Source organism: Paraburkholderia nodosa DSM 21604, from assembly GCF_000519185.1.
Taxonomy (GTDB): Bacteria; Pseudomonadota; Gammaproteobacteria; order Burkholderiales; family Burkholderiaceae; genus Paraburkholderia; species Paraburkholderia nodosa.
In genome coordinates this window covers 220509-241129 of sequence record NZ_JAFA01000009.1, presented here as the reverse complement: position 1 = coordinate 241129, position 20621 = coordinate 220509, and the positions used below count along the sequence as shown (strand labels likewise).

The following is a 20621-nucleotide window of genomic DNA, read 5'->3' as shown; positions in this document are numbered from 1 at the left end:
CGAAGCGCCGGCTGAGCAGCATGCGCGCACTAGCGAACGTCGCCGTGTTCGCCAGACGACTCGACCAGGTTCGGGTGGCCGACGCGTAGCTTGCGCGGTTCGAAGGCTGTATGCAGCGCGAGGCCTGTCGCTGCGCCAATCAGTTGGGCAATGACGAAGGCGGGTACGCTGGATGGCGCAATGCCCGCAAAAGTGTCGCTGAACATGCGTCCGAACGCTGCGGCCGGGTTCGCAAACGATGTCGATGACGTGAACCAGTATGCGGCGCCAATGTACGCAGCCACCATGATCGAGGCGCGTTCGCCCGGCGCGCGCAGGATCACGAGGAGCAAACCGGCGGTCGCCACGGCCTCGGCAATCCATTGTCCGGTGCCTGTGCGCACCTTGCTCGAAAGCTCGACGATGGGCAGATCGAACATGGCGTGCCCGAGCCAGGCACCCAGCAGCGCACCGACGAGTTGCGCGGCGATGTACGGCAGCAATGCCTGAGCATGCAGTTCGCCGTGCAGCACCATGACGGCGCTGACGGCGGGATTGAAATGCGCACCGCTCAAGGGCCCAAACACCTCGATCAGCACATACAGTCCGCCCACGGTTGCCAGCGTGTTGGCGAGCAGCGCGATCGCCACATTGCCACCGGCAAGCCGCTGCGCCATGATGCCGGAGCCAATGACGACTGCGAGCAGCAAGGCCGTGCCGATCAACTCGGCCAGGACCTTGCGCCCAAGACCCGTGACTGCGGTCATGATTCGGAGATCGCGGTCAGCGCCTGCTGAAGCTCCTCGTCGCTCATCGAGTCGAGCGGCAGTGCAAGGAGTTGCAGCATGCGATAACCGATCGCCTGACGGGTGAGTTCGAACGCGACGCGCTTGCCTTCATCGCCACCGGGCGCAACAGAAGGATCCGGGTAGCCCCAGTGGATCTTGACAGGACTGCCCGGCCAATACGGACACGCCTCGGCGGCGGCACTGTCGCAGACGGTAATGACAATTCGCATGACAGGCGCATGGCTGCCGGCAAACTCATCCCAGCTTTTGCTGCGGTAGCCGCTCACGTCGATACCCGCGCGCGTGAGCGACTCGACGGCGAAGGGGTTCAGGCGTCCGCCCGGCGCGCTGCCCGCGCTGAACGCCCGCACGTCCTTGCCGGCCTTCGAAGCGAGGTGATTCAACATGGCTTCGCCCAGTACGCTGCGAGCGGAGTTGTGCGTGCACAGGATCAATACATTGGTCGTCATGGCTTTTCCGCCGGATCGTGCGCGGCGCTCAGCAGCACGCCGAAGACTTGACCGGAACGCCAACCGGCTTGCCCGACGACGGCGCGCAGCACGCGGAAACGTCGGGGGCCGGTGCGCTCGTCGGCGTATTGCGCGACTCGCCGAACACCGGGATTTCATTGAGCGTGTGATACGACTCCCATGCGATGCCCTGCGGATCGACGCTCCAGTATTTGTTCGACTTCGCGTAGCAGCATGCGGTATCCATCTGCGTGTCCACCGGCAATGCTGCGCTTTCCAGCCGCGCATGCATTTCGGCCAGCTCGGCTTCGTTCTCGACCTGCACGCCCAGGTGATCCAGGCCGGGTGCGGCGCCGCGGTGCGAGATTGCGAAATTGACGCGCGGGTCCTCGAGCATCCACTTTGCGTAGTCGCTTTTCACGACGGTCGGTTCAGCCGCAAACAACGCCGAGTAGAAACGGATGCTCGATGCGAGATCCGCAACGGCGACGTGAATGTGAAAGCGCTTCATGACTGCTTCTCCGTGGAGGGTGAACACATTGATACCGGCGAACAGGGATTGCCGCCACAACAGTTCTCGGTGAGGTAGGCCAGCAGGCCGCTCATCGTCGCGAAGTTCGCGCAGTAGAAAACGAACCGGCCTTCCTGGCGGCTCGTGACGAGTTGCGCGTGAGACAGCTCCTTCAGATGGAAGGAGAGCGACGACGGGGGCACGTCGAGCAGGGTGGCGATCTGGCCAGCGGGCATGCCTTCGGGGCCTGCCTGAACGAGGGCGCGAAAGATCGCGAGCCTGGACTCGTGCGCGAGTGCCGCCAGGGCGGCGATGGTCTGGTTCGTTTCCATGTTTCGATAATAGTCGAAATATGGAAAGATAGGCAAGGAGATCGCGTGCTGGACGTGAAAATTTTCGGCAGCCGCGCCGCGCCAAGCCCCTTGCTAGGTCAACGCGGAGGTGAACCCACCTCGATGCGCATGCAACGAAAATAGCGCATGGCGATTATGTATACCGCGATGAAGGCGAGCGATTTTCCGAAATAGGGACGCGAAACGTAGTCTCGCGAAATGCGGTGTAAATCGTTGAGCTGGATTTCAATCAGGGCGCCAAAATAAGCATTTTCGCAAATGCCAGGTCAAATCGCCGAACCGCATATCGAACCGCGCAGCGCCCGGATTCGAGGCCGAGAAATCCATTACGCCATTACGGGTAATTGCCAAAAAACGAAATAAATCGTTGCGCACAATGCGCTTAATTATCCGCGATTACTTTCCTAAACTTGTTATCAACTGGCAGGGGTTTGCTTTATTTGCACCACTGCGAACAGTTACGCGATTTTGATCGCCGCGAGCCGCGCATAACGACCACCCAATGAGAAATATCGCGGGTGGTTTATGCCGGAATTCCAGTCCAATCAAAGGAGGAGCGAATCATGAACAAGTCAATCAGCACATTGATCGCGGCCGTCGCCGCACTCATGCTGTCTGGCGGTGCGTATGCACAGAGCAACAATACGCTGGCAACCCCGGGCGTTGCGTCGCCCGCCGCTGCCAATAACAATGCAACGAGCGGCTACGGCACGCCAGGCGCCACCACCTCGGACAGCGGCATGAGCGCCGCGTCGCCGAACTCGAGCGCGAACAATAGCGCAACGTCGGTCACCCCCGCGTATGGTGGCAACAACACGCTGGCGACCCCGAGTACGGCATCTCCGGCCAAATAACAGCAGGCTGTTTCCGTAAGCAAGACCGCTGCCCTCACGGACAGCGGTCTTTTCTTTTGCCCTGACCCCGCCGGAACAGGCCGCCGGCGCGCGGGTGTCGCCGTTCGACGCTCAAGTCTGTCCCCAAGCTGCCGTAATAGCAGGCTTCGGAATATTCTCGATGCATCGTGACACATCCCGGGACTCAGCCTTCACTGGATCTTGCTGCGCTAATCGAAACCGTCCAGCGGAACGAGCGCGCATCGAAGTCGTTCCAGGACGTGGAACTGCGCCTGATCGGCGCGCACGACTGGTGCGCCTTTCTCGAAGGGATATTCGTTTATCTGCCTGAGGTGTTCCGGCTGGCATCCGCCGGCCTCTGGCTCGACGTGCGCACGCCGCTGCTGCGCGACCTGCTCGAATCCGACTGCGGGCGCGCCGACCTCGAAGCGAACCTGCGATCCGGGCTCCAGGGCGGCCTCGCGCTGGCGCGCCTGTGCGCGGGAAACCAGCCGTGGCTTGGCCGTGTGAGCGAACTGTGCGATCTCGAGCCCGCGGTGAGCGAGACCTTCTTCGACGCGCGGACCGCTATCGGCAGCGCGATCGTGTTGCCGCTCCTGAACCGCACCCAGCTGCTCGGCTATCTGTGCCTCGCGAGCGATGACGCCACGCGCTTCGACGCCAGCATGGGCACCGATCTGCTCGCGCGCTTCAGCCGCGTTGCGGCGGCGAGTCTCGACAACGTCGCTCACCGCGAGCATCTGCGCAAGACCGGCGTGACCGACCCGCTCACGGGCCTGTCGAACCGCCGCTATTTCGACGAGCGCCTGCATCACGAGATCCGGCGCGCGAGTTCGCACGCGGCGCCCATGTCGTGCCTCTTCATCGACATCGATCATTTCAAGCAGATCAACGACACACACGGCCACGCAACGGGCGACCTCGCGCTGGGCGCCATCGGCACCTGCCTGAAGCAGCAGGTGCGCGTGGGGGACACGGTGTCGCGCTACGGCGGCGAAGAGTTCGTCGCGTTGCTGATGTGCGAGCTGCCCGACGCGCTGGCCGTTGCGGAGCGCATCCGGATTGCAGTCGAGGCGCTCGAAGTGCTCGACGACGAGGGCAAGCGCATTGCGCTCAGCGTGTCGATCGGTGTGGCGGCGTATCGGCTGAACAGCGAGACGAACACCGGCGCCGCGAGTCCCGAAGCGCTGGCGCGCGCGCTGCTCGACCAGGCCGATCAGGCCATGTACCGGGCCAAGCACCAGGGGCGCAACCGCGTTTCGCTGCTGGAGGCGTGAGGGCATCGACGTTCACAAACGTTGCAGTCAAACGGCGGCGCCGCGGGCTTGACGCGTGAGATTGACCCAAGGCCGCGCTGAAACGTAAGTTTTCAAAATCCGGCACTATTTGCGGTAGCAGTGGTTTCCCAGGCCCGTTGAGCAGGCAAAGCGAAATCGTGTCTACCGACCTCTTGATGACCGTTGCCTGTCTGGCCTGCGCGATCGCGATGTTCCTGATCGGCCGGCCCCGCTCGGACGCGGTGGCGCTCATCATGATCGTCGCGCTGTCGCTCTCGGGCATCGTCACGGTCAACGAGGCGCTGGCCGGCTTCTCGGACCCGAACATCGTTCTCATCGCGGCCCTCTTCGTGCTCGGCGACGGACTCGCGCGCACGGGCATCGCCCAGCGCGTGGGCGACTACCTGATCGAGCGCGGCGGCTCCAACGAGCGCCGCCTCGTCGTGCTGATCATGGCCATCGTCGGCGTCATGGGCTCGGTCATGAGCTCGACGGCCGTTGTCGCGATCTTCATTCCCATCGTCATCCGCATCGCACGCCAGTCGGGCGTGTCGCGCGCACGCATGCTCATGCCGGTCAGCATGGCTGCGCTCACGAGCGGCATGCTCACGCTCGTCGCCACGACGCCGAATCTCGTCATCAACAGCGCGCTCGTCTATCGCGGCTACCGGCCCTTCAGTTTCTTCGCCATCACGCCGCTGGGCGTGCCGATTCTCGCCGCGAGCATCGGCTGGATGCTGTTCGCCAGGCGCTTTCTGAACGGCACGGGTGGCGCGGAGGCGACCACGCGTCCGTCGCTGAACGACTGGGTCGCGCGCTATTCGCTCGAAGGGCGCGCCTTTCGCCTGGAGGTCGGCGCGGATTCGCCGCTCGTGGGGCAGACGCTCGGGCACACCGGGCTCGACGACGACCCCGTGGCGCACGTCGTCGCGATCGAGCGACGCGCGCGCATGGGCGCGACGGTGCTGCCCGCGACCGCGGACAGCAGCATCGCGGCCGGCGACGTGCTGCTGCTCGACGTGGAGTCCGCAAGTTTCGACGTGGAGGCGTTTTGCGCGCGCCATGCGCTCGCGATGCGCCGCATGTCGGGCGCATACTTCACCGACCAGACCCACGATGTGGGCATGGCCGAAGTCATCGTGCCGCCGGACTCGTCGCTCGTGGGCAACGTCGCGCGCAGTTCCGCCGCGTTGCGCCGGCACGGCGTGACGGTCGTGGGCCTGCGCCGCGCCGACGCCGCGCTCGAGCAGGATCTGCAGGCCACGCAGCTCAAAGTGGGCGACACGCTGCTGGTGGTCGGGCCGTGGATCGACATCTTCTCGATGCAGTCTGTGGAGCGCGACATCGTGTGTCTCGCCATGCCGGTCGAAAGCGACGCCTACGTGCCGGTGCCGCACAAGGCGCTGCACGCCCTCGCCATCATGGCGCTCGTCATCGCGATGATGCTCACGCCGCGCGTGCCGAACGTGCTCGCGGGCCTGATCGGGTGTCTGCTCATGGGCGCGTCCGGGTGCGTGAGCCTCGACAGCGCTTATCGCGCGATTCACTGGCGCAGCCTCGTGCTGATCGTGGGCATGCTGCCGTTTTCCATCGCGCTGCAGCGCACGGGCGGCATCGACATTGCCGCCGACGCCGTACTGCACGTGGCCGGCAACTGGGGGGCGCATGGCTTGCTGGGCGCCGTTTTCCTGCTCACGCTCGTGATCGGCACGGTGATTTCCGGCACGGCGACGGCGGTGCTGATGGCGCCCGTGGTGCTCGCGATGGCGGCGCACCTGCATGCATCGCCGTATCCGTTCGCGATGACGACCGCGGTTGCCGCGTCGGCGGCCTATATGTCGCCGATCTCGACGCCGGTGAATGCGCTCGTCAGCACGGCCGGCGGTTATCGGTTCCGGGAATTTTTCAAGGTGGGCTCGCCGGCTGCCCTCGGGGCGCTCGTGATCACCGTAATGCTGGTACCGCTTATCTGGCCGGTTTTCCCGCGCTAGCGCGAGGAAAGACCGGCCACCCGTTCGCGAGGTATTGACCGGACATGGCGAATTTGTTGACGAGAGCGTGGGTCCTTCGCTGGATCAAGCGGATTTCCCTTTTCGTGCTGATCGCATTCGTGTGCATTGCCGGCGTGCGGTTCTACGACGCGCAGCGCAAGGCGCCGTTGAGCCTGTGGCACACCTATGTGCCGGAAGACATGCACGCGCACGAAATCGATCAGGCGACATGGGAGGAATACATCGCCAACGAGAACCGCCTGTTCGACTCAGTGAAGAAAAACGTGACCGACAAGCTGCCGGCAGACGAACGCATTCCCGCCAATCGTTATTTCTCGGGCAGCCCGATCTATCCCGGGCACTTTCGCACGAACTGGAACCGCTCGTACACGCTCATGCCCGAGGGCGCGCCGCGCGGCGTGGCCGTGATGCTGCATGGGTTGACCGATTCTCCCTATAGCCTGCGGCACATCGCGCAGCGCTATCAGCAGGATGGCTTCGCCGTGGTGGCGGTGCGCATGCCGGGGCACGGCACCGTGCCCTCGGGGCTGACTGAAGTGACGGCGGAAGACTGGGAGGCGGCCACGCGCCTCGCCGTGCGCGAAGCGCGGCGCCTCGTGCCGGCGCCTGCGCCGTTGCATATCGTGGGTTTTTCGAACGGCGGCGCGCTCGCACTGCAATACTCGCTCGAGGCGTTGGACGACCCGAGCCTGCCGAAAGCGGATCGCCTGATCCTGCTTTCGCCGATGATCGGCATTACGCGCTTCGCGCGCTTTGCGGGGCTCGCGGCGCTGCCTGCGATCCTGCCGGCGTTTGCGAAAGCCGCGTGGCTCGACATCGTGCCGGAATTCAATCCGTTCAAGTACAACTCGTTTCCGGTGAACGGCGCACGCCAGTCGTGGCGGGTCACGCGCAAGATCCAGCAGGAAGTGGCGGACGCGGCGCGCAACGGCAAACTGGCGGCGCTGCCGCCCACGCTCACGTTCCAGTCCGTGCTCGACTTCACGGTGAGCACGAGCGCGATCGTCAGTTCGCTGTATGCGCAACTGCCTGCCAACGGCAGCGAACTCGTGCTGTTCGACATCAATCGCACGGCGCAATGGAGCCCGCTGCTGCGCGCTTCGATGCGTGACGCGCTGCGCCGAATCTCGCCCGTGCCGCCGCTGCGTTACCGTCTCACGGTGCTCACCAACGCCTCCGCCACCTCGCCGCACGTGGTCGAAGAGAGTACGGCGCCGAACGAGACAACGGCGAAAGTCGAACCCACGGGGCTCGACTATCCGCTCGATGTCTATTCGCTTTCACACGTGGCCTTGCCGTTTCCGGTGACCGATTCGCTGTACGGCCGCAACCCCGATCCCAACGACGACCTGGGCATCCATCTGGGCGCCCAGTCCGTACGCGGCGAAACCGGGGCGCTGATCGTGGGGGCGGGGCTCCTCACGCGGCTTTCGTGGAACCCGTTCTACGACTACATCGTCGAGCGTATCGACTACCTGGCGAGCCACGGGCCGTGATCGCGCGACGAGCGCACGCCAGGCCCGCACCCTGCCAGGGATCAGGCGCGCGGCGCGAGCTCGACCTGCGCGGTCATTTGCTCGCCGTCGCGGGCCACGATGATCGACACGTTGCTGCGTGCCCGCGCGATCATGCTTTGCAGCTGCTCGACGTTGTCCACCTCGATGCCGTTGACCGCGATGATCACGTCGCCCGCGCTGATGCCAGCCGCCTTTGCCGGACCACCCGCTTTCACGACGAGCACGCCGCCGTCCACGCCGACTTGCTGCGCTTCGTCGCCGCTGAGCGCGCGCACGGCCACGCCGAGACGCGGGTGCGCATTGCGGGCCAGCGTGGTGCCGTTGCCGTGGCCGCCGCCCTGCACGATCTGATCCTTCATGTGCATGGCTTCGTCGATCGGAATCGCGAACGAGAGGCCCTGGAAGCCGCCGGTGCGCGAATAGATCATCGAATTGATGCCGATGACTTCGCCGTTCAGGTTGAAGAGCGGGCCGCCCGAATTGCCCGGGTTGACGGGCACGTCGGTCTGGATGAGGTGCGTCGGGCTATCTTCCGAGAGCTGGCGCGACTTCGCGCTGATGATGCCCGAGGTCACGGTGTTGTCGAGACCATAGGGCGAGCCGATCGCGACGACCCAGTCGCCCACCTTGCTGTTCGCCGGATTGCCGATTTTCACCGTGGGGAAGCCCGTGCCGGCGATTTTCAGCACGGCCACGTCGCCCGCCTTGTCGGTGCCGATCACGCGCGCGGGGAACTTGCGGCCGTCGGTGAGCTTGACCGTCACGTCGTCCGCGCCTTCGACGACGTGGTTGTTCGTGAGGATGTAGCCATCCTGGCTCACGATGAAGCCCGATCCCAGGGCGCCCGAATGGCCGTCTTCGGAGTCCGGGTTTTCCTTGACGACTTCGACATGGACCACAGCCGGGCCGTACTGCGTGACGATCGCCGAGAAGTTCGGCGCCGTGCCCTTGACATCGTCTGTCTTCGGCACGGGTGCCGACAACGTCGTTTTCGTGATGCCGCTTTCGTCAGCGCTGGCGTGCTCGTGGCTGACGACCCAGGCGCCGGCAAGCGCCACCGCTACACCGGCGATCAGGCCCCGGCGCCGATATTTGATGGTACTCATTGCTATGGTCTTCGAAGAGGTTGGTGAAGGTGCGCGTAAGGTACTTTTTGCTGCTTAAACGTGACTTAAACGAAGGCGAGATCTTTTGACCGCTCGAGGAGTCGATGTGCGCGCAACGAAAATCTGGGGCGCGGTTGTTCGGATTCCTCGCCAGCCAGCGCGCACGTCTTCGTCAAAGCGGCTAGTCTTGCGAAGTGGCACCGATCGCGCCCCGAAGACGTTTTATTGAGGGCCGGATAAACGCGGCGGGACGTTGATGGCTTGCAAACGTCTCACCACCGCAACGTGGTTCGTCATCCAAAGCATCTCCATGAAACAGGATCTCGTCACGTTCACCTGCGTGGTCGTCATCGCCGTCATCACGGGGTGGGTGCTGTATATCGGGCGCCCGGTGCTGGTGCCGATCGCATTCGCGATCATTACGTCGTATGTGATCTACGGGCTCGCCGAAATCCTGCGCCGCGTGCCCCACGTGGGCACGCGCATTCGCGCGGGCGTGCGCTACTGGAGCGCCGCCGTCCTGATACTCGTGGCCGCGTGGCTCGCGACCGAACTGCTGCTGTCCGACACTGACCGCATGCTCGCCGTGGCGCCGAAGTACGAAGCCACGCTGCTCGCGTTGCTCACGAAAATCGCCGCGCTGTTTCATCTGGAAACCGAGGCTTCGTGGACGGCCTTCCGCCGCGAACTGCTCGGGACCGTCAACGTCCAGTCGCTGCTCACCTCGCTCCTCGGCTCGCTCTCTTCGCTCATGGCCACGACGCTCGTCGTGCTGCTGTACACAGCGTTCTTCATGGTCGAGATGGGGCGGTTCCGCCGCAAGCTCTCTGCGGTCATGCGCGGCAAGGCCGACATGGAACCCGTGATCGACGCCATCAATGCGAAGATCGGCACGTATCTGGCGTTGAAAGCGCTGCTCGGCGTGGTGCTCGGCATTCTCAGCTGGATCTGCATGCATCTGGTCGGGCTGGAGTTCGCGCCGCTCCTCGCCGTGCTCATCGTGCTGCTCAACTTCGTGCCGTATGCGGGGTCGCTCATTTCCGTGGCGCTTCCCGCCTTGCTCGCCGCGCTGCAATTCGGCCAGTGGAACGAGGCAATCACGTTGCTCATTGCGCTTTCGGCGATCAACTTCGTGATGGGCAACGTGCTCGACCCGTGGTTGATGGCGGGTTCGCTGAACCTGAGCCCCGCGGTCATCCTCATGAGCCTCGCAGCATGGACGGCGATCTGGGGCATTCCCGGCGCATTTCTCGCCGTGCCGGGAACCGTGGCGCTCACGATCATCTTCTCTGCGTTCAGCTCCACACGGCCGCTGGCGCTGCTGTTGACGAAGGACGATGTAGTTAGGCATGCGGAATAAATGCGTGACTTACTTTCACAGGTGATCTATGGCTTCCAGAATCAATCGCCGCGGCAACGCAATCGGCCCAGTCTCCGCGTGCCTGGGCGACAAGGCGCTCGCGGAGTTCGCCGGTCGCCGCATCAGCGCCGATCTTGCCCGGCGCGGCTTCATGATCGGCATGGGCGCATCCCTGTTGAGCGCGGTGCTGCCCGAGTTCAGCAGCGCGCAGCAGCCCGGCGCGGCCGCTCCCGCCCAGCCCACTACGTTCACGAACTTTCGCCTGTTCGACGGCAAGTCCGCGGCGCTGCAGGACGGCATGTACCTCGTCGTCGACGGCAGCCGCATCTCGCAGCTGCGTCGGGGCTCGCCTGACGCGCAGAACGCGTCGGGCGGGCGCGTGATCGACTGCGGCGGCAAGGTGATGATGCCGGGCCTCATCGACATGCACTGGCATTCGCTTCTCGCTGCGGTCCCGATCGCGACCATCCTCCAGTCCGACCTGAGTTTCGTCTACCTGGCCGCGGGCGCGGAGGCCCAGCGCACGCTCTTGCGCGGATTCACGACCATTCGCGACGTAGGCGGTCCCGCTTTCGCCCTGAAGCAGGCCATCGACGCCGGCATGCTGAGCGGCCCGCGCATTTACCCCTGCGGCGCGATGATCACCACGACGGGCGGCCACGGGGACTTTCGTCTGCTGACCGACGTGCCGCGCACGAGCAGCCAGATCAGCGAGATCGAACGAACCGGCGCCGCCGCCATTGCCGACTCGGCCGACGAAGTGCGCCTGCGTGTGCGCGAGCAGTTCATGCTCGGCGCCACGCAGATCAAGATCGTGGGTTGCGGCGGCGTCTCCACGCCGCGCAGTCCGATCGACATGCTCACGTTCACCGAGCCGCAAATAAAAGCCGCGGTGGAAACGGCGTCCGACTGGGGCACTTATGTGGCCGTGCACGCCTACACGCCGGAATCGGTGAAGCGCTCGGTTGCTGCCGGCGCGCAATGCGTCGAGCACGGGCACCTCATCGACGACCGGACTGCCGAAGCTCTCGCGAAGAACGGCACATGGTTGAGCACGCAACCGTTTACCAGCGAAGAGGATGTTGCGCCGTTGGCGCCGTCGAGCCGCGAGAAGTTTCTCGAGGTGACAGCCGGGACCGACAACATGTACAAGCTCGCGCGCAAGCATGGGCTCAAGGTGGCGTTCGGCACGGACCTGATTTTTTCGCAGGTGCTGGCCACGCGCCAGGGCACGATGCTCGGGCACATGACGCGCTGGTACTCGAATGCCGAGGCGTTGCGCATGGCCACTGCCACGAACGGGCAGTTGCTCGCGCTGGCGGGCGAGCGCAATCCGTATCCGCACAAGCTTGGCGTGCTGGAAGAGGGCGCGTACGCGGACCTGCTGATTGTGGCGGGCGACCCGCTCCAGGACATGACGCTGCTGGCCAACCCGGATCAGAACCTGAGCCTGATCATGAAGGATGGCCGTGTTTACAAGGACGCGTTGAAGGCGTGACGCTGCGGGGCGCGGCGTCACCAAAGCCCTTAAAAAAACCAAGGCGTCGCGGTCGCGATTTGGCACGCAAATCGAGGGCCAAATAGCCCGCGCAGGCATTCCGAACGCTGCGCTCATGGCGTATCAGCCACAGTCAGCCACACGATTTCTGTATCAAGATGTCACGGCGCGGGGACGCATCAACCGGGCCCATTTGCCTGCGCGGCGCAGCCATCATGGCACGCCCGGAGAACCCCCAGCGGGGGTCGAAATCCCGCCTGTCCCTATCCGCCATCTGGCCGATTATGCCGGTTGAACTTCGTGGCGAAGTAGCCCATATTCAAAACGACTATTTGTTACAACCGTCCAACGATCCGCGAAATACAGTAGGGACTACAGCGAATACTTCGAATCCGAGCCACCTGGTTGCCACCGCTGCGACGCGCACCAGCCGCCGGTAGCAAACCCGAAACCATCCTGTCAAAGCTTCCATGCCTGCAATGTTCAACGAACCTGGCCGAACAAAGTCTGGTCCGTGGGGATGTCCATACTGCGGGACCGGTTTTAATGCGCCACTGATGATCTGCCCTCAGTGCGGCGCGAAGCAGCCTTCCTCTGGCCCGCGCATGTCGCCGGCAAGCGAGTCCGCCGCGCCCGAATGGCACGATGGCTTCGCGCGCCATGCGCGCAGGGAGTGGAACCCTTCTGCACCTCCTGCATTCAGTTTCAGTGGCGGCGCACCGCGCGACAGCGATTACGAGTTGCGCGATGAAGCGCCTCGGGCGCAACGCTCGTGGTTGCCTTTCTATGCGATTGGCAGCGTGGTGTCGATCGCGTTCCTGCTGACTGCGTACATGATTTCGCACCGGACCGAGCGGGAGCCGACGCTGGGCGCGCAGATCGTGGAGGGTGCGATCCTCGGACCCAAGGCCACATCGACCGCGCACGATACGAAGCCGCACACGGTGCGCAGCGCGCCGTCCGTAGCCGTCGCGCAGTTGCCGCCTCCGGTTGCCAACGCGCCATCTGCTCCCGTTGCCAGTGTGCCGCCGCCTCCGGTCGCCAGCGTGAAGCCGCCTCCTGTTAATACAGCGCCGCCGCCCGTGGTGGCCCATGTCGCACCGCCCCAGCCGACGCCCGCTCAAGCGCAGTCGCCGAGCGTTGCCGCGCGAAAGAGCGCTGCCGAAGAGCGCGCGCTAGCGGCAGCGAAGGTCAAGGCGGAGAAGGCCAACGCGGACAAGGTCGCCGCCGCGAAGGCCAACGCAGAGAAGGTAGCCGCAGCGAAGGCCGCGGCCGATTCGCGCGCCGACGTCTCGAGAAAACTGGCGAGCGCGCGCGCGAGTCTCGACAAGAACAGCCTTGGGCCCGCGCGCAGCGCCATCAATTCCGCGCTCGCGGAACAGCCTGGCAACGGCTCCGCACTGCAAATGCAGGCCGAATTGACGTCGCGCGAAGATCAGCGCGATTCGTTGCTCGGCTATGCGCGGCTTTGCGCACGCGATGGGCGGTGGGTGTGCGCCTGGCATAACGCGGGGCATGCACTGACCGTCGATTCGTCGAGCGGCGAAGCACGGGAGATCCTCTCGCGCTCCATCGCGGCACAGGGCGCGCGCAACATGGCACAGGGCGCGGGTCCCCCTGCGGCCACGATGAGGCAGGTGGACTCGGGTCCGCCGGGTCCGCCGATCGATCCCAACTGACGATGTCCAAAGCGCAGACGCGGGTGCGTGACGCCAGTCATGCACCCGCGCTAGCGTTGCTGGCTGCCCTGTTCACTGTGGTGCCCGACCAGCCAGTTGCTGAAGTTGCGCACGCGTAGTGTCTCTTGCACTTCGGGCCGCACGTCGAGCCAGTATCCCGAAGGTCCCACCACTTCGACCTCGCTCAGCTGCACGAGTGTGCCGTTCTCGAGTTCGGGCGCGATCATGTGCCGGTCGGCAACGGCAATGCCCAGACCGGCCACTGCCGCGTGGATCACCTGATCGAGCGTGCTGAACTCCAGTTCTCCACGCGGCGCCATCTGCACGTCGAGCGCCGCGGCTTCGAGCCACGCTTCCCAGACCAGCAGGCGCCGGTCGATATCGAGGATATAGAGCCACGGGTGCTGCGCCAGGATCTCGCGCAGCGCGTCTTGATCGGCGGCCGGTTGGCTGAACTCGCGCGCCGAGCCGACCAGCACGTGGCGCTCGCGCATGAGCAGCGTGCTCTGGCCGCCCGGCAGCGGTTCCATGCCGAAGCGGATCTGGCAATCTTCGTTGCGCTCCGTGCCGTGCAGCGGCCCGTATTCGTTGGTGATGGAGATGCGCAAGTCGGGGTGGTGCACCTGGAAATCGCGCAGGCGCGGCGTGAGCCAGCGCGTGGCGAGCGTGGGCGCGGCGTTCAGGCTGAGCAGGCTGTTCGACGGATCGGCGCGGATCGTGTCGAGCGTATGGGCGATGCTGTCGAACGCGGCCTGCAGCGTTGGCAGCAGACGCTTGCCCGCGGCCGTGATTTCGAGCCGGTGATGATGCCGCATGAAGAGCGGCGTGCCGAGATAGTCTTCGAGCAGGCGAATCTGGCGGCTGATCGCCCCCTGGGTCACGTGCAGGTTCTGCGCTGCCCTGGTGAAGCTGAGCGTGCGGCTCGCCTCCTCGAATGAACGCAGTGCCGATAAAGAGGGTAGGCGGCGCATGCAAGCCTCGCGATGCAGAAGCGCCGGCGCATTTTCACTCGCGCCGGCGCGTTTTCAGTAATAAGGACTGCGTGAAAAACGTCAGAACGCGTGCGTGATCCCCACGCGGGCGACGGCCTGGTTGTCGGTGCCCGAGGGGTTGAAGCCCGTGATCTGCGCATTTTCCGCCGAGCCCGCCGCGTGCTGGTACACGCCCATTGCATAGAGCGACGTGCGCTTGGACAGCGCGTACTGGCCGATCAGGTTGACCTGGTGGTACTTCGGCGAGCTGTCGGTGGCGTGGTCCTGCCCCACCGTGTAGGTGTAGCCCGCGCCCACGGTGAAGGCGGGCGTCACGGCATAGGTGCCGGCCACTTCGAAGTTCTGGAAGTGCAGGTCGCCGCTGCCGGTGGCCGAGGCGAAGTCCACGTTCGAGTAGTTCGTCATCAGCTTGAGGCTGCCGATCACATACGACGCGCCGGCGGAGAGGATGCCCTGGTAGCGCGCGTTGGCGAGCGCGTCGCCGAAGATAGCGTTCACGAAGCTGCCGCCGCTGCCATAACCGGCCACCGCGGTGATCGGGTCGTTCACGCGCAAGTAGCCCACGCCCGCGCTGAACGAGCCGAGCGTGTAGGCCGCCGCCGCGCTGTACGAGGCGTTGTTCGAGAACTGGCCCGCCTGGCCGCCGAACGAATAGTGGCCTTCGAACTGGAAGCCGGCGAGCACCGGGCTCACGTATTTCACGGCGTTGTTGACCGGGAACCCGTTGTCGAGGTTGTCCATGTCGTTCGGGTGTGCGAAATACCAGCCGCCGTAGTTGCCGTTGAGCGAATACGGCTCGATCAGATCGACGGTGGCGTCCCATTGTTTGCCGAAGGTAACCTGGCCGTATTGGTCCGACTTGAAGCCGACGTAGGCGTTACGCGAAAACGCGAGACCGCCGCCCAACCCGCCCGTCGCCGCGTTGAAGCCGCTTTCGAGCCGGAAGATCGCGGCGTAGCCGCCGCCCAGGTCTTCGGTGCCGCGCAGGCCCCAGCGGCTGCCGGCGGGCACGCCGCTTTGCATCTGCACGAGCTTGCTGCCGGTGCCCGGCACGAGTTGGCCGTTCGCGCCGTTCGCCACATTGCTGGCGTAGTCCACGCCGAGGTCGATAAGGCCATACAGCGTCACGCTGCTTTGCGCGTGCGCGCCCGCTGCGGCGAGCGCCAGTGGCAGCGCCGCAAGGATCTTCTTCTTCATTTAAGTCTCCTTATCATGGAGCCGCGTTGCGCGGCTCGTCTTTTCTCGTTGGAATCGTTTATCTCACGCGGCGCATCGCACTTACGCGCCGAGCGACTTCTGCACCTTCTGCGCGACATCTGCGGGCACCCAGGTCTTCCACATCTCGGGGTGCTGCTTGAGGAACTTGAGCGCTTCGTCCTGGGCGTCGACCTTATGCTCGGTCATGTCGAGAATCGTCGTGTTAAGGAACTCGATAGGGAAGCTCACCTTCGAGAAGAACGCCATCACGTCGGGCTCGGCCTGATAGAACGGTGTCGAAACGCCGATCTTCAGCTGCGAGACCAGATACGACGAGGCGCATGGCTGTGCGCTGCTGGCATCGCGCAGCGTCTTCCAGCACGCTTCGTTGAACGGCGGCATCTTGAGCTGAACGAACTTGTACTTCGCCATCAGCGCGGCCGGCTCCCAGTAGTAGGTGAGAATCGGCTTGCCGCGCGCGTAGGCCGAGGAGATGGCCGCGTCGAGCGCCGCGCCCGTGCCGGGGCGGAAGTTCGTGTAGGTGTCGTCGAGCTTGAGCAGCTTGAGCAAGCGCGTATTCACGCGTTCGCAGTCCCAGCCGGAGGGGCAATTGAGGAAGCGGCCGCGATCCGGTTCCTCGTCGTCCACGAACAGCCCCTTGTATTTCGGCAGATCGCTCACGGACTGCAGGTCGGGCGCGCTGGCCTTGATGCCGCGCTTCGCGTCGCCGTGCACCACGTAGTCGGGCACGTACCAGCCTTCCTTCGTGCCGCCCGGCAGCGTGTCGCCCACGAGCTTGACTGAACCCGCCTTGACCGCGCCTGCGATGATCTCCGAGCGGCCCGTCCATTGCTCGGACCAGACCTGCAGGTCGTTGCGCGAGAGCGCCGTTTCGGTGGCCGCCGTGCTACCGGGTACGGTGTCGGTCTGGCAGCTATAGCCGTTCTTGAGGATGTAGCGCAGCACTTCGCTCGTGAAGTTGCCGCTTTCCCATGTGACGCCCGCGAAGCGCACGGGCTTGCCTGCGCCGCACCAGGTGCTGGCGGCGTGCGCCGGCAACGCGGCGAGGGCGAGCGGCGCTGCCAGGCAGGCTGCGCGCAGGAGGGTGGTCAGGCGGTTCATAGTGTGTCTCCGTTTTATTGAAATGTTTCGGAATGCTTCAGATGGGGCTGGCATCTCATGCGTGCTGCGGCCCAATGAGGCTTTAGTCGTAACGGCTGTCGTGTGCGCGTGTCGCAGCGAGCATGGCTTCGTCGAGTTCGATGCCAAGGCCGGGCGCATCGCTTAGCTCGATCCAGCCATTCGCGTCGATGTCGATCACGTGCTTGATCGGGAAGTCGCGCCGCGCCGGCGTCCACTCGGGCGGGTCGTACGGAAACTCGACGAACGGCGCGTGCGCAGCGCCGGCTACGACATGCAGGTTCGCCGCGAGGCCAATGCCGTTGCCCCACGTATGCGGCGTGAACACCTTGCCGTGCGCCTCGATTTGCGCCGCGAGACGCCGCGCGCCCTCCATGCCGAGCGTGCAGACGACATCGGGTTGGTAGACGTCGAGGCAGTCATGCGCGAGGAGCGCCGCGAATTCGTGCGCGTCGCGCGTCATCTCGCCGCCTGCGATCCGCACTTGCGTTTGCTTGCGCAACTGCGCGTGGCCCGCGTAGTCGCCGCGATGCAGCGGCTCCTCGACCCAGTACACGCGATGCTTTTCGATCTGGCGAATCACGGCGAGCGCTTCGTCGGCGCGCCAGGGCGCCTGGGTGTCCCACGGCATGCGCCAGCCCTGGTTGCAATCGACCATCAGTTCGATGTTCTCGCCCGCGGCTTCGCGTACGGCGGCGAGCGCGGCGAGATCGTCGGCGAGGGTCGGGCGGCCGAAGCGCACCTTGAGCGCCGGGAAGCCGCGCGCGACGGCATGCTCGGCCCACTGCGCCATGCCTTCGAGCGTGCGATGCACGCCCGAGGACGCATAAGCACGTACGCGCTTCGCACGGCCGCCGGCCATTTGCCAGCACGGCTCGCCGCGAATTTTCCCGGCGAGGTCCCAGAGCGCGACGTCGAGCGGCCAGAGGCGTCCCGCGTGGAAGCTGAGGTTTTCGAGCACCGCCGAGTGCCGCGCGAGGTCGAGCGGGTCGGCGCCGATGAAGAGATCGCGGTAGTCGTCGAAGCCGTACATCGCGTCGCCGGAGCCGATGCCCACGCGGCCTTCGTCGTCTTCCACGCGCACGATCGTCGCCGGGAAGGCGCGCCGCGGACGACTGTCCCACGAGGCGGGGAACGGTGGGTCGAGCGGCAGCTGGTGCCGGCTCATGGTGATGCGTGCGATGCGGTTCGTCATGGCGCGTGGGGCGCCGCCTTGGGGTGCGCAGCATTGCGTGGTTTACGTCTGAAGATACGCATGCCGCGCGCCGTGGGGCGGGCGATTGTCTCCTTGGCCTTGTCAGGCGTTACGGCATCCTAGAGGGTCAATTTCGTGCACTCAATGAAGTCAATTGAAGTAAATGACAGCCTTCATTTCCGCGAATTGGGCGCGATAATGACGCAGCCGTCGTGCCGTGCCGCGGCGTGCTTGTCTCCTTCGGGAAAACCATGAATGGCTGGATGCCCACGCTCTCGCGCAGCAGCGAACCCAAGTACCGGGCGATCGCCCAGGCCTATTCGCAGGCCATTCACGGCGGGCAGATGCTGCCCGGAGAAAAGCTGCCCGCGCACCGGCTGCTGGCGAAGAAGCTCAACGTCACGACCGGCACGGTGAGCCGCGCCTATGCGGAGCTGGAGCGCGGCGGCCTCGTGGTGGCGCGCGTGGGCGACGGCACCTATGTGGCCGAGCCCGACGCCGACGGGGCGCGCATCCAGGACCGTACGCGCCCCGCGCCCGAATCCAGCGAGCGGGCTGCGACGATCACGCCGGGGGCGCCGGGGGCGCCGGGCGTCCATGCGCCGGGACGCCTGATCGATCTCGGCCAGAACGTGCCGATGCCGACCGACGAAGCCTTCCTGTTGACCCAGACCTTGCGCGAACTCGCCGCCGACGAGCGCCTCGCGGGCGAACTACTGCTTTATCAGCCCGAAGGCGGGCGCCGCTCGCACCGCGAAGCGGGGGCGCGCTGGCTCGCGCGCATGGGCTGCACGGTGGCCGCCGAGCGTGTGCTGGTGACCCAGGGCGCGCAGCACGGGCTTGCCTGTGTGTTGCGCGCGGTGCTGCGGCCAGGCGACACGATCTTCGCCGAGGCGTTGAGCTATCCGGGCATCGTCGCACTCGCGCGGCAGTTGCGGCTGAATCTCGTCGGCATCGAGATCGACGAGGAAGGCATCGTGCCCGCCGCGCTCGAGCGCGCGTGCGGGCTGCTCGCGCCGCGCGCGCTCTTTTGCGTGCCGACGCTGCACAACCCGACCACGGCGACGCTCTCCGAAGCGCGCCGCGCGATGATCGCCGAGATTGCCGTGCGCCATCACCTCGTCGTGATCGAGGACCTCGTGCCCGCCGCGTTGCTCGATGCGCTGCCCACGCCGCTCGCCGCGCGGCTGCCCGAGCACGGCATCGTCATCAGCAGCCTTTCGAAGGCGGTCGCGCCGGGCCTCCGCGTGGGCTATGTGCAGGCGCCGCAGGACTGGGTCGGCAAGATCCTCGCGGTGATACGCAGCGACTGCTGGATGACGTCGCCGCTCGCCGCGGAGATCGCGGCGCGCTGGATCGTCGATGGCGAGGTCGATCGGCTCGTCGCGCAGCAGCGTGCGCAGGTGGACGCGCGCCATGCGATCGCCGCCGAGGTGCTGGCGGACTGGACGTATCGCACCGATCCGGCGAGCCCGCATCTCTGGCTGCCGCTCGCCGAGCCCTGGCGCGCCGCCGAATTTTCGGCGGCGCTGCGTCAGGCCGGCGTGCTCGCGAAAACGGCGGACAGCTTCGTGATCGGCCGCGGGTCGGCGCCGCACGCGGTGCGCTTGAGCCTCGGCGGCGCGCGCAGCCACGAGGCGCTGCGAGAAGGGCTCGAGCTGCTGGCGCGCACGCTGCGCAACGGGCCGGAAGGGCTCTATTCGGCGTGACGGCGGCCCTTTAACCTCGTTCGGCGCTACTCCGCGATGAACGAGACCGTGCGCTTGCGCCGTTCATCGACCGAGAGCGCGAACACATCGGGCCGCGCGTAGTGGCCCACCACGTCGAAGTCGTAGCGGGCGCGCGTGAGTTCGCCGGTGTCGATCTCCGCCACGACGAGTCCGGTTTCACCGCGCAGCGGGCCGGCCAGCACGTCGCCGAGCGGCCCGACGATCAGGCTGCCGCCATTGATGAGCGGCCGATTCTCGTCCCAGCCCGGCACCTCGACGCCGAGCGCCGCGGGCGAAGGCTGCACCTGGCACGCGCTGATCACGAAGCAGCGTCCTTCGTGCGCGATGTGGCGCATGGAACACTGCCAGATGTCGCGCTCGTCCACGGTGGGCGCGCACCAGATCTGCACGCCCTTCGCGTACATCGCCGTGCGCAACAGCGGCATGTGGTTTTCCCAGCAGATTGCTGCGCCCGCGACGCCGGATTCCGTGCGAACGGTGGGCAGCGTCGAGCCGTCGCCCTGCCCCCAGATGAGCCGTTCCGTACCGGTTGGCATGAGCTTGCGATGCTTCGCCACGAGCCCCTCGCCCGGATTGAAGAACAGCGCGGTGCAAAAGAGCGTGCTGCCGTCGCGCTCGATCACGCCGATCACGAGCGACGCGCCGCAACGCGTCGCAAGCTCCGCGAGCGCTTCGGTTTCCGCGCCGGGCACGTCGACCGCGTTCTCGTAGTAGCGCGCGAACGCTTCGCGGCCTTCGGGCAGGCGGTAGCCGAGGCGCGTGCCGAATATTTCTCCCTTCGGGTAACCGCCGAGCAACGCCTCGGGCATGACAACGAGCTGCGCGCCCGAGGCGCGGATCTGCGCTTCGAACGAGAGAATCTGTTCCAGCGTTTGCGCTTTGCCGGCGGCGGACGAACCGATCTGCAGCGCGGCGACTTTCGACTTGGCCATGATGGCGTGCTCTCAAAGGTTGGACAGCTCA

The 20621-nt window shown here is 65.5% G+C and carries 17 protein-coding genes and 1 pseudogene; 8 read left to right on the top strand and 10 right to left on the bottom strand.

Features of this window, described 5'->3' with window-relative positions; translation table 11 throughout:
• Positions 1-29: 29 nt before the first annotated feature.
• From A3CW_RS0115870 to A3CW_RS0115855, 4 genes are read right to left on the bottom strand one after another with little or no spacing between them, the layout of a single operon-like run.
• Complete coding sequence (locus A3CW_RS0115870) at positions 30-746, bottom strand: aquaporin (protein ID WP_035513062.1); 717 nt, start codon at positions 744-746, stop codon at positions 30-32.
• Positions 743-1237, bottom strand: coding sequence for an arsenate reductase ArsC (locus A3CW_RS0115865; RefSeq protein WP_028204455.1), 495 nt, complete (start codon positions 1235-1237; stop codon positions 743-745). Before A3CW_RS0115865 ends, A3CW_RS0115870 begins: the two co-directional genes overlap by 4 nt.
• 28 nt (positions 1238-1265) lie before the next feature.
• The gene (locus A3CW_RS0115860) at positions 1266-1748 is read right to left on the bottom strand and encodes an ArsI/CadI family heavy metal resistance metalloenzyme (protein ID WP_028204454.1); all 483 of its coding nucleotides are present in this window, start codon (positions 1746-1748) and stop codon (positions 1266-1268) included.
• Positions 1745-2080, bottom strand: a complete 336-nt coding sequence (locus tag A3CW_RS0115855; protein ID WP_028204453.1) for an ArsR/SmtB family transcription factor — start codon at positions 2078-2080, stop codon at positions 1745-1747. Before A3CW_RS0115855 ends, A3CW_RS0115860 begins: the two co-directional genes overlap by 4 nt.
• 584 nt (positions 2081-2664) lie before the next feature.
• On the opposite strand from A3CW_RS0115855, the gene A3CW_RS0115850 reads away from it, so the two are divergent.
• The 4 genes from A3CW_RS0115850 to A3CW_RS0115835 all read left to right on the top strand — a co-directional run bounded on the left by A3CW_RS0115850 (position 2665) and on the right by A3CW_RS0115835 (position 7740).
• Entirely contained in the window at positions 2665-2955 is a 291-nt protein-coding gene (locus A3CW_RS0115850) for a hypothetical protein (protein ID WP_028204452.1), read from the top strand.
• Positions 2956-3122: 167 nt separating this feature from the next.
• Positions 3123-4232: a GGDEF domain-containing protein gene (locus A3CW_RS0115845; RefSeq protein WP_028204451.1), complete on the top strand. Its 1110-nt coding sequence runs from the start codon at positions 3123-3125 to the stop codon at positions 4230-4232.
• Between the two features lie 158 nt (positions 4233-4390).
• The gene (locus A3CW_RS0115840; RefSeq protein ID WP_028204450.1) at positions 4391-6223 is read left to right on the top strand and encodes an SLC13 family permease; all 1833 of its coding nucleotides are present in this window, start codon (positions 4391-4393) and stop codon (positions 6221-6223) included.
• Between the two features lie 104 nt (positions 6224-6327).
• Positions 6328-7740, top strand: a complete 1413-nt coding sequence (locus A3CW_RS0115835; protein ID WP_245623659.1) for an alpha/beta hydrolase — start codon at positions 6328-6330, stop codon at positions 7738-7740.
• Positions 7741-7796: 56 nt separating this feature from the next.
• Here A3CW_RS0115835 and A3CW_RS0115830 read toward each other — a convergent pair.
• Positions 7797-8867 (bottom strand): annotated as a pseudogene (locus A3CW_RS0115830) (S1C family serine protease); the annotation flags it as partial.
• A 310-nt stretch (positions 8868-9177) separates the two neighbouring features.
• Here A3CW_RS0115830 and A3CW_RS0115825 point away from each other — a divergent pair.
• The 3 genes from A3CW_RS0115825 (at position 9178) to A3CW_RS50170 (ending at position 13404) form a co-directional block, all read left to right on the top strand.
• Complete coding sequence (locus tag A3CW_RS0115825) at positions 9178-10227, top strand: AI-2E family transporter (RefSeq protein ID WP_028204447.1); 1050 nt, start codon at positions 9178-9180, stop codon at positions 10225-10227.
• 28 nt (positions 10228-10255) lie between these two features.
• Positions 10256-11725 carry a metal-dependent hydrolase family protein gene (locus tag A3CW_RS0115820; RefSeq protein WP_245623658.1) on the top strand — a complete coding sequence of 490 codons (1470 nt, stop codon included), beginning with the start codon at positions 10256-10258 and terminating at the stop codon, positions 11723-11725.
• A 557-nt stretch (positions 11726-12282) separates the two neighbouring features.
• Positions 12283-13404, top strand: coding sequence for a hypothetical protein (locus A3CW_RS50170; RefSeq protein WP_028204445.1), 1122 nt, complete (start codon positions 12283-12285; stop codon positions 13402-13404).
• Between the two features lie 50 nt (positions 13405-13454).
• Here A3CW_RS50170 and A3CW_RS0115810 read toward each other — a convergent pair whose 3' ends face one another.
• From A3CW_RS0115810 to A3CW_RS0115795, 4 genes are all read right to left on the bottom strand, one after another.
• Positions 13455-14375 carry a LysR substrate-binding domain-containing protein gene (locus A3CW_RS0115810; protein ID WP_028204444.1) on the bottom strand — a complete coding sequence of 307 codons (921 nt, stop codon included), beginning with the start codon at positions 14373-14375 and terminating at the stop codon, positions 13455-13457.
• A gap of 81 nt (positions 14376-14456) precedes the next feature.
• Positions 14457-15593, bottom strand: a complete 1137-nt coding sequence (locus A3CW_RS0115805; RefSeq protein WP_028204443.1) for a porin — start codon at positions 15591-15593, stop codon at positions 14457-14459.
• Positions 15594-15674: 81 nt separating this feature from the next.
• Positions 15675-16715, bottom strand: a complete 1041-nt coding sequence (locus A3CW_RS0115800; RefSeq protein WP_028204442.1) for an ABC transporter substrate-binding protein — start codon at positions 16713-16715, stop codon at positions 15675-15677.
• 82 nt (positions 16716-16797) lie between these two features.
• Positions 16798-17928, bottom strand: a complete 1131-nt coding sequence (locus A3CW_RS0115795; RefSeq protein ID WP_028204441.1) for a mandelate racemase/muconate lactonizing enzyme family protein — start codon at positions 17926-17928, stop codon at positions 16798-16800.
• A 251-nt stretch (positions 17929-18179) separates the two neighbouring features.
• Here A3CW_RS0115795 and ehuR point away from each other — a divergent pair, with 251 nt between their 5' ends.
• Entirely contained in the window at positions 18180-19637 is a 1458-nt protein-coding gene (ehuR, locus tag A3CW_RS0115790; RefSeq protein WP_028204440.1) for a MocR-like ectoine utilization transcription factor EhuR, read from the top strand.
• 26 nt (positions 19638-19663) lie between these two features.
• Here the strand turns inward: ehuR and A3CW_RS0115785 are convergent, their stop codons facing one another.
• Positions 19664-20590: a carbon-nitrogen hydrolase family protein gene (locus tag A3CW_RS0115785; RefSeq protein WP_028204439.1), complete on the bottom strand. Its 927-nt coding sequence runs from the start codon at positions 20588-20590 to the stop codon at positions 19664-19666.
• Between the last annotated feature and the right edge of the window lie 31 nt (positions 20591-20621).

Bases quoted from the DNA above. Each gene is read 5' to 3' on its own strand.
- A3CW_RS0115785 (WP_028204439.1), bottom strand. From the start codon at position 20,590: ATGGCCAAGTCGAAAGTCGCCGCGCTGCAGATCGGTTCGTCCGCCGCC.
- ehuR (WP_028204440.1), top strand. From the start codon at position 18,180: ATGAATGGCTGGATGCCCACGCTCTCGCGCAGCAGCGAACCCAAGTAC.
- A3CW_RS0115820 (WP_245623658.1), top strand. From the start codon at position 10,256: ATGGCTTCCAGAATCAATCGCCGCGGCAACGCAATCGGCCCAGTCTCC.
- A3CW_RS0115810 (WP_028204444.1), bottom strand. From the start codon at position 14,375: ATGCGCCGCCTACCCTCTTTATCGGCACTGCGTTCATTCGAGGAGGCG.
- A3CW_RS0115805 (WP_028204443.1), bottom strand. From the start codon at position 15,593: ATGAAGAAGAAGATCCTTGCGGCGCTGCCACTGGCGCTCGCCGCAGCG.
- A3CW_RS0115860 (WP_028204454.1), bottom strand. From the start codon at position 1,748: ATGAAGCGCTTTCACATTCACGTCGCCGTTGCGGATCTCGCATCGAGC.
- A3CW_RS0115800 (WP_028204442.1), bottom strand. From the start codon at position 16,715: ATGAACCGCCTGACCACCCTCCTGCGCGCAGCCTGCCTGGCAGCGCCG.
- A3CW_RS0115850 (WP_028204452.1), top strand. From the start codon at position 2,665: ATGAACAAGTCAATCAGCACATTGATCGCGGCCGTCGCCGCACTCATG.
- A3CW_RS0115865 (WP_028204455.1), bottom strand. From the start codon at position 1,237: ATGACGACCAATGTATTGATCCTGTGCACGCACAACTCCGCTCGCAGC.
- A3CW_RS0115855 (WP_028204453.1), bottom strand. From the start codon at position 2,080: ATGGAAACGAACCAGACCATCGCCGCCCTGGCGGCACTCGCGCACGAG.
- A3CW_RS0115870 (WP_035513062.1), bottom strand. From the start codon at position 746: ATGACCGCAGTCACGGGTCTTGGGCGCAAGGTCCTGGCCGAGTTGATC.
- A3CW_RS50170 (WP_028204445.1), top strand. From the start codon at position 12,283: ATGATCTGCCCTCAGTGCGGCGCGAAGCAGCCTTCCTCTGGCCCGCGC.
- A3CW_RS0115825 (WP_028204447.1), top strand. From the start codon at position 9,178: ATGAAACAGGATCTCGTCACGTTCACCTGCGTGGTCGTCATCGCCGTC.
- A3CW_RS0115795 (WP_028204441.1), bottom strand. From the start codon at position 17,928: ATGACGAACCGCATCGCACGCATCACCATGAGCCGGCACCAGCTGCCG.